The following is an 11501-nucleotide window of genomic DNA, read 5'->3' on the forward strand; positions in this document are numbered from 1 at the left end:
CTGCAGGTCGCGTCCGCAGCGGCCGCATGGCCCCGACTACCTGAATTTACGAGCTCGGACTCGCTTGCAGCCTGCCCGGATGGACCGTTTTGCGCAGCAGATGCATCATGCCGTCGCCGTTGCCGGGATCGAAAGCATAGAACCGCTCATACCCTCGCCGTTCATACATGGGCAGCAGCCAAGGATGCTTCTCGGCCGTCGCGAGCGTCACGCCAGAAACCTGCAATTGTTCCGTGACCGTCCGCTCCACCCAATCCAGCAGCTTGCCGCCCAAGCCTTGCCCTTGGCAGGCGGGATCGACCGCAAACCATTTGAGAAAAGGCAAATCGGTCAAGCCCTTCAGCTCGTTCCCCTTGGACAGCGTCACCGTCGCTTTGATATCCCCGTCGACTTCCAGCACGTAGCAATCGTTGGTACGCACGTTGTCCACAATCAACGCCAAATCCGCATTGGCCGCCGGCCAGTGCAGCTCCAGTTCGCGAATCGTTACATAAGCGTCGTACGTAATAGCAAGCAGCCGCTCCGCATCCGCCTCGGCAGCCAGTCTGTATTGTTCACTCATCGGATTCACCTCATCATTGTTGTCGTCATGCTGGGAATAGATCGTACCTCGGTATAGTCATTTCGTGCTCGCTCTCCGATTACCCGCTAGCGCTCCTGCACGTCATTGCTTGCCATCGCTTCCAGCACGAACCGCACATGCAGCTTAGCTCCTGCGAGCAGCATCCGTTCGTCGATATCGAAGTTCGGATGATGCAAGGGTTGCTTGCATGCGGGCGTTCCCGAGCCGAGAAAAGCGAACGCGCCGGGCACTTTCTTCAAATAGAGGGCGAAGTCTTCGCCGGCCAGGCTTGGCTGTTCCAGCGCCAGCGCCCGCTCCGCGCCGAAGACGGCGGTTCCAGCCGTAAGCGCCAGCTGCGCGGCCCGTGGATCGTTCTTCAGCGCCGTGCCGAGACGAAAACGCGCCTCGCTGCCGCCTCCGAACGAAGCGGCGATCGCGGAAGACCTGCGCACGATGGCGTCCCGGACGCGCAGTACGGTCTCCTCCTCGAATACCCGGTAGGAACCGGTTATTTCGCTGTTTTCGGCAATCGCGTTCAGCGCCGTGCCTGCCCGCAGCGTGCCGAAGGACAGTACGCCAGGCTCCAGCGGATTGATTTCGGAGGCCATGGCGACTTTCATTTCCGTCACGAACTGCGCCGCCATCAGCAATGCATCCACCGCGAGATGCGGCGTGCCGTGATGACCGGAGACGCCCTGGAACGCCACGCGAAAATGCGTGGAGGCCGCCATCGCATAGGCACGGTGAACGCCGACGGTGCCAAGCGGAAGCTCCGGCCACACATGCAGGGCGAAGCAGAGATCGACGTCATCCAGCAGACCGTCCTCGATCATATCCCGCCCGCCGCTGACCATGCTGCCGTCCTCGATCGGAAGCGCGCCTTCCTCTGCAGGCTGGAAGGCAAATTTAACGGTTCCCGCGAGTTCGCCGCGATATCGGCTGAGCATGTTCGCCGCGCCGAGCAGCATCGCCATATGCGCATCATGGCCGCAGGCGTGCATGACGCCATCCGACGCCGAACGATACGGCGCTTCGTTCTGCTCTTGGATCGGCAGCGCGTCCATGTCGGCGCGCAGCAGAACGGTTCGGCCCGGACGGGAGCCGCGAAGCGTGGCAACGACGCCTTTGCCGAAATGTTTCCCTACTCCCTGCTCCACTTCAAGGCCGTACGCGATCAGCTGCTTGGCTACTTCCGCCGCGGTTCGGTCAACGCCGAACATCGTCTCCGGATGACGGTGAAAATCCCGCCGCAGCCGTATCGTCTCGGCTTCAACCTCGCGCTCATAAGCAGCGGCTTCGGCTGGTTTGCCGGCTCCGTCGAACAACGCGTTCAACGTCATCATTATATCCTCTTTTCGTCTTGTATCTGTGAAGTTCATCTTCATACAGCCCTATCCGTCGATCCGAATTTGATCACTCGTTCCAGCTTAAACCGCGCGTTCCGCTTGCGGGGACAGAATTCCGCGAATATGTCCCAATATCGCCGACTTCTCCAAGTTCCTCACTTCCTGCCGCCGCGTCTTCAAGTCGGCAAGCAGCGCCCCGCGAACGTCCTCCGCCAATTCGCCGAACGGCTTGCCGCGGCCCTCGAGCTCCGGATGCGTAGTCCAGAACTGTTCCTGCCATACTTTAAGCAGCACCGTGATATCGTCCGGCCGTTCGATGAAATAGCCGAGCTCTTCGCCGGCTTCGCTGAAGAACAGATAGGTCGGGATACGGCTTTGACCGTCCTTGTATGGATATAAGTCGGCAATATCGCGGTTGCCGGGATCGCGCGGAATGATTCGCAGGTTCAGCTTGCCGGTTGCCTGTTCCAATCTTGCGAACAGCGGCAAATTAGCAGCCACGTCGCCGCACCAGTCATGCGCCAGCGCCAGGACGACGACCGGCTTCTCCAGCTCCGCGAAGAAATCCAGATCCTGCTCGTTCAGCTCATAGGCCGCGTAATTCTCGCGAAGCGTTTCCCGGTTCGCCTGTGCGCTTTCAATAAAATCGCCGAAGGAGAGCGACTCTCTCAGTGCCTGCTCCTGCCGTTCTCGTGAAATTCGGTTCTTGGGAAATCCAGCCATGTTCCGTCATCCTCTCTACACGCGGTATCGTTCAACATGTGAAATGCTCAAAAAAGCCGAAACCACCTAAGCGCATGCTTAAGCGGTCCCGGCCTCCGGTCATCCAGTGGGCCTTCATTAAAACCGATTAATCTGATTGGGTTTTAAGGATATGTTACATGTAAACGGCCCGATCGTCTAATAAGCTTTTTCTATCGAAGCATTGAACGGTTCAATACGCGGATTAGGATCCCCACTCCAAAATCACGCCCAAGCACGGACTTCCCTTGGCGGTAATCAGCTGCCAGGCCGCAGCGGCCTCGCTCGCCGGGAACCGGTGGGTAATGAGCGGCTCCGTCTTCAGCCAGCCTTCGGCAATGCCGCGGATGGTCTCGTCCATGCGCGGCGTAGTCCAGCCGGACGGCGTATGCAGCGTGATCTCCTGCTCGCGCAGCGTCTGGATGTCTATGCCTCCTCTCTCGCCGAGGTAACCGGCCGAGACGAGATGACTGTCGTGCTTCATGAGCGGTTGCAGCGCGCGAAACGTCTCCAGGCTGCCGACCGTGTCGACGACGATGCCGATGGAAACGCCCGCGCTTCGCAGCTCTTCGGCGGGGTCTACGGCACGCGTATGAAGCGGCCGCGCATAACCGCCGGCTTCCGCCAGCCGCAGCCGGTCTTCCCGGCGGCCCAGCATGCACACGGCCGCGCCGCGCGCATGCAGCGTCTGCGCCGCCCATTGGCCGACGAGCCCGTCGCCGATGACGACTGCCGTGTCGCCGCGTTCGACCGGCGGACGGCTGCCGCAGTTGTAGCCGACCTGCGTCAATACGGCGCCGGCGTAAGCGACGGCCGGAACGTCGCCTTCTGGCAGCTTCCACACTTGTCTGCCGTCCGTTACCGCCGGGTTCACATGGCCGGCGTAATCGAAGAACATCCCTTCGATCCGGCTCACGGTCGCGAACACGCGGTCTCCCGGACGGATATGCGTTACGGCGCTGCCAACCCGCGTCGCCACGCCGACCTTCTGATACCCCGCCACCTGCGGGAACGGCCAAGGATCGCCGGGACGGTACGGCACCTCGCCCGAAATCCGCTCGCCGCGTAAGTAAGACGACTCCGTTCCGATGCTGATCCACGAATATTCGACCTCGACGACAACGTCATGCTCGCCGGGTTCGGGCACCTCGACATGCTTGAATGACACCCGCTCCCGGTCGTCGAATACGACAGCTTCTGCTTTCACTTTTGCCATCCTCCTTGTTTGAGCGTCCTGCGTCCTAGTCCAGTCCTCATTCTAGTTCAGTCCTGGATTAGCTAGAACGCCTCCTGCGGGTTAAAACAAATCTTGACCGCTTGCTGCTGCTTCAGCGTTTCGACGCCTTCGGCATAATTCGCAAACGAGATTTGCTTCGTCTGCAAGCATTCCGTATTGAAATCCGGCCGCGTCAGCGCATCCAGCAGCAGGCGGCGGTAACGCTCGGTGACCGGACGGCCTTTGAACGACTCCAGCTTAATCCCGTTGAACCAGAACCGGTCCCGGTAAGTCAGTTCCCCGCGCAGCACGCCGAAAATAACGACATGCTCGTTCGTCCGGTCCAGCACGTTCTGCACGGACGCCGCCGCGCCGACGCAATCGTAGCCGAGGTCGAACGTTCGGTCCCCGAGGCTGTCCGTAAGAACGGCTTCGCCGATGCCGAGCGCGTTCACCGCCGCTACCCGCTCCGCGCTGACGTCGATGCCGATGACCCGCGCCCCCCACAACGAGGCGACTTGGATGGCGAGGATTCCGGCGGGGCCGAGGCCGGCGACGAGCATGCTTCTCCCCTTCACCTCCTCGAACTGATCGAGCCCGAAAACGACGCATTTCAACAGCTCCGACGACACCGCCTTCTTGTCGCTTACGGAATCCGGCAGCTTCAGCAGATCGCGCTCCCGGTAGGCCAAGTATTGCGCGTAGGCTCCCTGTCCCGGAAACAAATGCTCGAGCGCCGCGACGCGGTCGCCCGGCTTCAGTCCCTGCACGCTGGCGCCGATCGCCTCGACGACGCCGACCGCCTCATGGCCTGGAAAACCAGGCGGCAGCGGATACGCCGGCGGGCGGGAATGGTCGAACATGTCTTTGCCGCCGAGCATGGCGATGTCCCAACGGGGACAGGTCGAGACGAGGGTGAGTTTGACCAGCACCTGGTCGTCCATAATGGCCGGCACCGGAATATCGACGATTCCGTATTCGCCCATGCCGGTGATTTGCAATGCTTTCATCAACCGTTCATCTCCTTCGGAACGCCGCCCGTTCATGCAGGCAGCCTTAGATTCAGGATAGCGTTTTCAAAATGCAGCGTCTTTGCACATCATCGTCCTCCTGTGGAATGAGGCAATGTTTTCTGCTTATGCGGACTCCCGTCAATATGAAACGGTTTGCACTTTATTGACATCCCCTCGGCGACGTGTTCATGAAGACCTAGTGCACGCTCTGACGTCCGCATGGTATCATGTGCTCATCAAAGGCACTTAGAGGCGGGGAGGCATCGCATGAAGATTAGGCAGAACGGCTTCGCCGAAGTCGTTGGCGGCGTAGGCGGACGCGCCGGAGGCGTGCATCCGTACTGCGAGCTGCTGTGTATTTTGGACGGGGAAGCGGACTTGGAATGGTCGGGGGTGGCGTACAAGGCGGACGGGCTGGCCCTCTTCGTCATTCTGCCGAATACGCCGCATCAGCTCGTTCAGCGCTCGCATGCGCTGCGGTACTGGTACGCGGAGTTCCACGCCGACGATGCGGATCCGCTGCCAGCCGTGGACGTCATTTACAAATGGAACGGCCTGCAAGGCGGCATCGACTGGGAAGCCGATCCCTATCCCGCGCTGCGCGCCGCTTTACACGCGGCCGGCATGCTGATGAAGGCCGAGCGCTCGCTGCCGTGGGACATGTTCGGGGAAGCGCTCGCCTCCGATTTGCGCAAGCTGCTCGTGCTCATCAGCAGTATCGCTGCGGCGCGGAAGCCTGCGCCCGTGCATACCTCGGGCGAGGTGGTCGTATCGGAGACGATGCGTTTTCTGGAATCGGTATTCCCCCAGCCGCTTACGCTGCAAACCATCGCCGACTACACCCATTACAACCCGTCTTATCTCGTTCGGCTGTTCCGGAAGCAGACGGGCCTCACGCCGTTCAGCTACTTGAACGAGCTGCGCTTGAACGCGGCATCCGAGTATCTGCAGCATTCCCCGATGACCGTGCAGCAGATCTCCCAAGCCTGCGGGTTTCAGAGCATCCACTACTTCAGCCGGACGTTCAAGAAACGATTCGGCGTGGCGCCGAGCGAATGGCGGCGGGTTCGACGGGGATAAGGTAGGATGATCGGTGAGCCGGTAGCCGGAGCACCGGCGGTCGGTGTATGAGGCGGGCGTCGGAGTTTGGCAGGGGGCGCCAATGCAGCCAATGTAGTGTACGAGGTGCAGTACATGCACTCCCCGGCAGCTATCCATAACCGGCAGCTATCCCCAGGGGCCTCTGTCCTTCCATGGCATCCATACAGACAACTTCCATTCTCTCGACATACATTATACAGAATCGAACAAGAGAGAGGAGATAAGCGAAATGAACTATCCTTATCAAAATCCGATGAATGCGGTCAGCCCGGCGAATGCCATGAATCCGATGATGAATGCGCCATTCTGCCCTGACTGTCCAGAGCAAACCGTCTATGATCCGCCAGTCACTTTATACGAAGACTACTATCATCCGCAGTTGGTCAATGTCGTCCAATCCGTCGAGGTCGTCAAACAACATCACTGCTATCCGGTCTACCATAAATCATGCGTCTACAGCGAGAAAGACGTCATGGTTCGCGTATCCAACAAAAGACGCGCTAAGACGTCCTCCAAACGTGCCAAATCCCGCAGCAAAAAACGTTAATTCGCGCCAACGAATCCACTCGATATCCAGCGCCTGCAGTTATACCGCACCAGTGAACCCGCTACTTGAAGCAGCTCCTCATGACGAAGAACCCGGTGCATCCGCGCCGGGTTCTTCGTTATGCTCCGTAACCGATTCGATGCTGTCTAACCGTATGTCCGCTCGGAACTAACTGCCATTCAGCAGCAGTCGGCCTCCATCGTTTCTGCTTGCTTAGCTGCAGCAACATGCCGCCTTGCGGTTGCCTGCGATTTGCTTTTGCCTGCCGACTGAACTACAATCTTGGCACAGGGAAACAACCCGGCTTCACAGGCTAGAGACGCAATTATTATGAATACGAATCGGAGGTAATTCAGATGACCAACCAGCAACCTACCGCAGCCCTTTCAGGTACATATGCCATTGGAGGCGACCTTACCGTCAACCGGCTGGGCTATGGCACCATGCAACTGACTGGACCGGGCGTTTGGGGGGATCCGAAGGATCCGGAAGAAGCGGTCCGCGTTCTGCAGCGCACGGCCGAGCTCGGCGTTAATTTCATCGACACGGCTGATGCTTACGGTCCGTTCACTGCGGATTTGCTGCTGCATAAAGCACTCCATCCCTACAAGGACGATCTCGTCATCGCGACAAAAGCAGGCCTGACCCGCTCCGGCCCGAACGACTGGCGTCCCGTCGGCCGCCCGGAATATTTGCGCCAGCAGGCGCTGCTCAGCCTTCGCCATCTCGGCCTGGAGCGCATCGATCTGTTCCAGCTCCACCGCATCGACGCGAAAGTGCCGCTGGAAGAGCAAATCGGCGAGCTGGCGAAGCTGCGCGAAGAGGGCATCATCCGTCATATCGGGCTCAGCCAAGTCAGCGTTGCCGAAATCAAAGCAGCCAGCGAAATCGCTCCGATCGCTTCCGTGCAGAACCTGTACAACCTCTCCAACCGGGAATCCGAGGACGTGCTGAACTACTGCGAAGCGAACGATATCGCCTTCATCCCATGGTTCCCGCTCGCAACGGGCGCCTTGGCCAAAGAAGGCGGTCCGCTTGACGCCATCGCGACGAAATACGAAGCGAAGCCTTCGCAAATCGCGCTCGCTTGGCTGCTGAAACGTTCCAAGGTTATGCTGCCGATCCCAGGCACATCGCGCGTCGCGCATGTCGAGGAGAATATCGCCGCTGCCGGCATCACGCTCAGCGACGAAGATTTCGCCGCACTGTCCGCGCTCGCGAAGTAAGGGTAAGGTTTCACCCGCAAGCGGAGGCTTAATGCCGAAGCAACACTGATCCACCAACGCATCACCAACGCATCACCAACACGACAACAATAAGCCGTACAGACCGGGCTCGCCCCGACCTGTACGGCTTTTTAACATTCACGCCCGGCAGACACCGCAGCTCAGCAGCTCGCGCAAAATGATTGCGATATTGCGCATGTCTCATGCTTAAGAACATGCATTAGACCCAAGGGATTACGCCGGACTCATTGCTTGCTGGTCTGCATAGTTTCGAATCTCTTCTATAAACAAATCATTGAGCGAGCTTACAGTGCCGTCTTTCTCCACCTGGTATAAATCTAGTTTCTCGGCATGGACCGTAAATTCAATACAGCAGTCCCAACAATAATAATGCTGTTTACCGATCTTGCCTATATTCTTCGAGTTACAGTTCAAACATTTCATTTAACCTAACCTCCTTGCATTCCAAGCAGCGATAATCTATCACTATCATTCCCACATGTTTGATAGATTATACAGGAGTTCCATTTCCGTAACTGATCAATAGCTCGATCTGGGTCAGAAAATCCCCCGCAAGCGCCAGCTGCTGCATGGCAAAATCCAAATCCCCGTTACCTGCAAGGGCAAAATCCAAATTGCCCAACGTGGACATGAGGATACGCGCGGTAATCGCAAAGCCAAAAGCCTCCAGCTCCGTTCGATTATCGAGCCGATTCCATATATAGCGGAAGGTCGGCTCCTCCACGCCGCCGAACAATGCCGGATTCGCGACCCATGAAGCCAGGTCCCAGTAAGCCGGCATACGAGAGAGATCTTCAAAGTCCGCCCAGATCCACCCTTCGGGACTTGGCAGTAAGTTTCCTCTATGGGCATCGCCGTGACACGGAAACAGCTTTGTTTCGAGACGCATCCTCTTATCGACCTGAACGAACCGTTTCAACAATGCTTGCACGCGCTCGTCGGCATGGTCCATCAACCTGGCTGCCGACTGACAGGTCCGCTCCCAGACGCCCAGCTGCGGGATTTCGCATGCGAAGTCTTCCATCGCCAGCGTCAGCGCATGTACGAGTTCAACGGCTTCGCCCGGTGAAGGCGGCTGCAGCGGCGCAGGGGCCGCATACTTCCAAAATGTCGTCCATATGCCGCCAATATCGCGGGGTCCGGCATCCATGTCATCCGTTGGCAAGAGTACGGGGACGCCTCTGGCATGAAGGTGGCGCGCGGCCCTTAACTCACGCTCGAGCAGCCTGTAAGCAGCATCCTCATCTTCTTGGGATAGAACGATTGCGATTCTGGCTACTACGGGATGGGGAGCCAAGTGAACGATTAGATTGCCGCCGCTGCTCAGCTCGATCGGCGCGATTTCAGTTAAACCGGCCTTTTCTGCCACCAGCAGCAATTCGGCTATTAGCTTGCCTTTGTCCGGCACGAGCACAGCTCCTCAACGACATGAAGTCAGGGTGTCTTACTTGTGTTTTTTCTAATCATGACGAATAAAGCAATTCCATCTTCTCTGCGTCCGGTTCTTATTCAATGACCGTACGCCTGTTTCCTTCCTTCCCCCGCTCAATCCTCCGTATCCAGCGCCTGCCAGCCGAGCCCCCAAACCGGCGAGTCCGGGCCGAATCGGAACTGCCCCCTCACCGGTTCCTCCAGCATCGGATCGACAGCGATCGTGTTGGCATCGAACCGACCGCCGAGAAAAGCGCGCCACTCCTCCCATGGAATCGGAATCTTCCCATACGTATCGCCGCCATAGAAGCCGCTCACTGTCGGCGCTTCGCCGCCGCTGCGGAAGAATAGGTTGCCGTCCGCCTCCGCCAGCCGGGCATCGTTCCAATTGATGAAGTGGTACAGCTGCTCGCCGGAATCGATGACGATATTTCGGCGCACGGTCAGGTCGCGATTCGGTTCGCCTGCCATTTCCTGCGTGCCGATGGCGGCTTTGGCCGCGTTCCGGACGAGCAGGTTGTTCTCGATCACGTTGCCGATCCCTTTGGCGAAAATCGCGAACCACAGCTTCCCCTTCCCCTCGCTGTACATGTCATGCAGTACATTGCGGGCAACGAGAAACCCGTCCGCGGCATCGTCCAAATATATACCGTACCCGACGGAGAAATAAATGCCGCTGTCATGGAACCGATTATCGACGATCCGGTTGCCGAGTCCGGCTCCCCAAGCCTCGAACATGCCGCCGTCCTGGCTGTCCTTCATGACGTCCGAAATATCGTTTCGGGCAATCGTATTATTCCTCGCATGGAGGAATGTCCAATGATTGTCCCATGTCACTGTCGTGCCGTAATAGCTCGGGTCCATCGCTTTATACCGCAGTCCTTTCAGCGAAATGCCATAGCGGGGAAAGCCATGGATGACATTCCCTTCGATTGCGCAGCCGCCGCTCTGGTAGAGCTGGATCCCCGTTCCGTGCCCGATGAGCTCGCCTCCGCTCCGTATCCGATTGCCGACCACGGCATGGCCTCCGTTAACGTCGGATTCGGACGCGCTGCCGAACCCGCCCTCGCCCGGCGCGAAGCCGATCGCATAGATGCCGTTGAAGCCGAGCCGCTCGATCCGGTTGTTCTCGATGCGGATCTCCTTGCAATGCCCGTTCAGAACGATGCCGCTTAATCCGGCATGGCGCAGATTGCAATCCGCGATGACGATGTCCGCTGCGTTGTCGATCCGGATCAGCCCTTCCCTTGCCTCTTCGCGTTCTCGGTTGGAGACGGGCATCCGGTAGGCAGGCACGAAATCCGACATCTCGATCGTCAGTCCGCGGAATTCCAGATGACGCACGATGCCGTCCTTGCTCCCGCTAGTATCGAGCCGATCTCCACCGTTATCGATCCGCCCTGCTCCGCTGTCCGGCCGCCCCTCGCCGCCGCGAATAGCGATAACGCTCTTCATGAACGGCAGGATGATGTCCTGCTCCTCGATCGGCAGGGTCCGCGGCATATAGTACACATACCCCTCACGCGCATCCCGATACCATTCCCCCGGCTCCGTCAGCAGCTCCCGCGCGCCTTGCATCCGGTAGCGCGATCCTTGGTCGATGCCCCAAGGCGCAGGATCGTGAAAAGCGACGGTGTCCTGCTCCCAATCGACGGCTGCGACAGGCTTCGTCTCCGAAAACCAATTCCATTCACCCTCGCCGGGCCAGATGAACACCTTCAGTCCGCATGCCGCCGCATCGGCAATCGGCGGAAAGTCGCCTCGTTTGAAACGGAAGCCGCTTCCGTTTCCGCCATCCCATTTGCCCGCGACGACATGATAACCCTGCTTCGGACTTCTCGCCTCGCAAGCCCGCTCTCCGTTCTCGAACAAGGTGTGCCCGCAGTCGCGCAGCGCCTCCGCGCCGACGAAGCAGCGGTAGAGGCCATCGCCCGCAGGCTCCCATTCCTTCAGCAGGCGTCCTCCCGAGATAACCGGCGAAGCATCCGGCATGGCGCGGTAAATCGTTCGCCCTTCCTCTCCTGCCCCCGAATCTCCGGCATCGAACGCGAGCGGTCCGTCCAGCATGTAACGGCCTTCGCCGATCCACACCGTAACCTGGCCGGCATAACCCGCGGACCTGTCCCTGCGGACCGCATCCCGTGCCTTCGCGATGCTGCTCCAAGGCCGCTCGCGCGACCCGTCTTCTGCCGCGCCGCCTTCGATGCATTTTACAAAATATTCCATAACATCATTAATCTCCGCCATCCCTGCCCACAGCTCCCTTCCCTCTATATCGAGCATGCCAAAACGACGCT

Annotated in this window: 11 protein-coding genes; 3 read left to right on the forward strand and 8 right to left on the reverse strand. The window is 58.9% G+C overall.

Translation table 11 applies throughout. The features are described from left to right. Positions 1-46 precede the first annotated feature (46 nt). The 5 genes from GZH47_RS08495 to GZH47_RS08515 all read right to left on the reverse strand — a co-directional run bounded on the left by GZH47_RS08495 (position 47) and on the right by GZH47_RS08515 (position 4875). Positions 47-562 (reverse strand): GNAT family N-acetyltransferase, encoded by a 516-nt coding sequence (locus tag GZH47_RS08495; protein ID WP_162639697.1) that lies wholly within the window; start codon positions 560-562, stop codon positions 47-49. An 86-nt stretch (positions 563-648) separates the two neighbouring features. After that, complete coding sequence (locus GZH47_RS08500; protein ID WP_225446404.1) at positions 649-1905, reverse strand: M20 metallopeptidase family protein; 1257 nt, start codon at positions 1903-1905, stop codon at positions 649-651. An 84-nt stretch (positions 1906-1989) separates the two neighbouring features. Beyond that, the gene (locus tag GZH47_RS08505; RefSeq protein WP_162639698.1) at positions 1990-2631 is read right to left on the reverse strand and encodes a thioredoxin family protein; all 642 of its coding nucleotides are present in this window, start codon (positions 2629-2631) and stop codon (positions 1990-1992) included. A gap of 223 nt (positions 2632-2854) precedes the next feature. Further along, on the reverse strand, positions 2855-3856 hold the full coding sequence (locus GZH47_RS08510) for a zinc-binding dehydrogenase (RefSeq protein ID WP_162639699.1): 1002 nt from the start codon (positions 3854-3856) through the stop codon (positions 2855-2857). 71 nt (positions 3857-3927) lie between these two features. Next, positions 3928-4875 (reverse strand): zinc-dependent alcohol dehydrogenase, encoded by a 948-nt coding sequence (locus GZH47_RS08515; protein WP_162639700.1) that lies wholly within the window; start codon positions 4873-4875, stop codon positions 3928-3930. A gap of 270 nt (positions 4876-5145) precedes the next feature. On the opposite strand from GZH47_RS08515, the gene GZH47_RS08520 reads away from it, so the two are divergent. From GZH47_RS08520 to GZH47_RS08530, 3 genes are all read left to right on the forward strand, one after another. After that, positions 5146-5958, forward strand: coding sequence for a helix-turn-helix transcriptional regulator (locus GZH47_RS08520; protein ID WP_162639701.1), 813 nt, complete (start codon positions 5146-5148; stop codon positions 5956-5958). A gap of 250 nt (positions 5959-6208) precedes the next feature. Further along, complete coding sequence (locus GZH47_RS33840) at positions 6209-6526, forward strand: hypothetical protein (RefSeq protein ID WP_192043595.1); 318 nt, start codon at positions 6209-6211, stop codon at positions 6524-6526. 356 nt (positions 6527-6882) lie between these two features. Beyond that, a complete protein-coding gene (locus tag GZH47_RS08530; protein ID WP_162639702.1) occupies positions 6883-7752 on the forward strand; it encodes an aldo/keto reductase in 870 nt (289 codons plus the stop codon). A gap of 234 nt (positions 7753-7986) precedes the next feature. On the opposite strand, the gene GZH47_RS08535 is transcribed toward GZH47_RS08530, so the two are convergent. From GZH47_RS08535 to GZH47_RS08545, 3 genes are all read right to left on the reverse strand, one after another. Next, the gene (locus tag GZH47_RS08535) at positions 7987-8196 is read right to left on the reverse strand and encodes a hypothetical protein (protein ID WP_162639703.1); all 210 of its coding nucleotides are present in this window, start codon (positions 8194-8196) and stop codon (positions 7987-7989) included. Between the two features lie 67 nt (positions 8197-8263). Next, positions 8264-9181, reverse strand: coding sequence for a phosphotransferase (locus GZH47_RS08540; RefSeq protein ID WP_162639704.1), 918 nt, complete (start codon positions 9179-9181; stop codon positions 8264-8266). 137 nt (positions 9182-9318) lie between these two features. Continuing rightward, on the reverse strand, positions 9319-11430 hold the full coding sequence (locus tag GZH47_RS08545) for a right-handed parallel beta-helix repeat-containing protein (protein WP_162639705.1): 2112 nt from the start codon (positions 11428-11430) through the stop codon (positions 9319-9321). Positions 11431-11501 lie beyond the last annotated feature (71 nt).

The organism is Paenibacillus rhizovicinus, assembly GCF_010365285.1.
Taxonomy (GTDB): domain Bacteria; phylum Bacillota; class Bacilli; order Paenibacillales; family Paenibacillaceae; genus Paenibacillus_Z; species Paenibacillus_Z rhizovicinus.

What these genes read in the sequence shown, in the direction of transcription:
- GZH47_RS08495 (WP_162639697.1), bottom strand. Translation starts at nt 562, where the DNA reads ATGAGTGAACAATACAGACTGGCTGCCGAGGCGGATGCGGAGCGGCTG.
- GZH47_RS08500 (WP_225446404.1), bottom strand. Translation starts at nt 1,905, where the DNA reads ATGATGACGTTGAACGCGTTGTTCGACGGAGCCGGCAAACCAGCCGAA.
- GZH47_RS08505 (WP_162639698.1), bottom strand. Translation starts at nt 2,631, where the DNA reads ATGGCTGGATTTCCCAAGAACCGAATTTCACGAGAACGGCAGGAGCAG.
- GZH47_RS08515 (WP_162639700.1), bottom strand. Translation starts at nt 4,875, where the DNA reads ATGAAAGCATTGCAAATCACCGGCATGGGCGAATACGGAATCGTCGAT.
- GZH47_RS08520 (WP_162639701.1), top strand. Translation starts at nt 5,146, where the DNA reads ATGAAGATTAGGCAGAACGGCTTCGCCGAAGTCGTTGGCGGCGTAGGC.
- GZH47_RS33840 (WP_192043595.1), top strand. Translation starts at nt 6,209, where the DNA reads ATGAACTATCCTTATCAAAATCCGATGAATGCGGTCAGCCCGGCGAAT.
- GZH47_RS08530 (WP_162639702.1), top strand. Translation starts at nt 6,883, where the DNA reads ATGACCAACCAGCAACCTACCGCAGCCCTTTCAGGTACATATGCCATT.
- GZH47_RS08535 (WP_162639703.1), bottom strand. Translation starts at nt 8,196, where the DNA reads ATGAAATGTTTGAACTGTAACTCGAAGAATATAGGCAAGATCGGTAAA.
- GZH47_RS08545 (WP_162639705.1), bottom strand. Translation starts at nt 11,430, where the DNA reads ATGGAATATTTTGTAAAATGCATCGAAGGCGGCGCGGCAGAAGACGGG.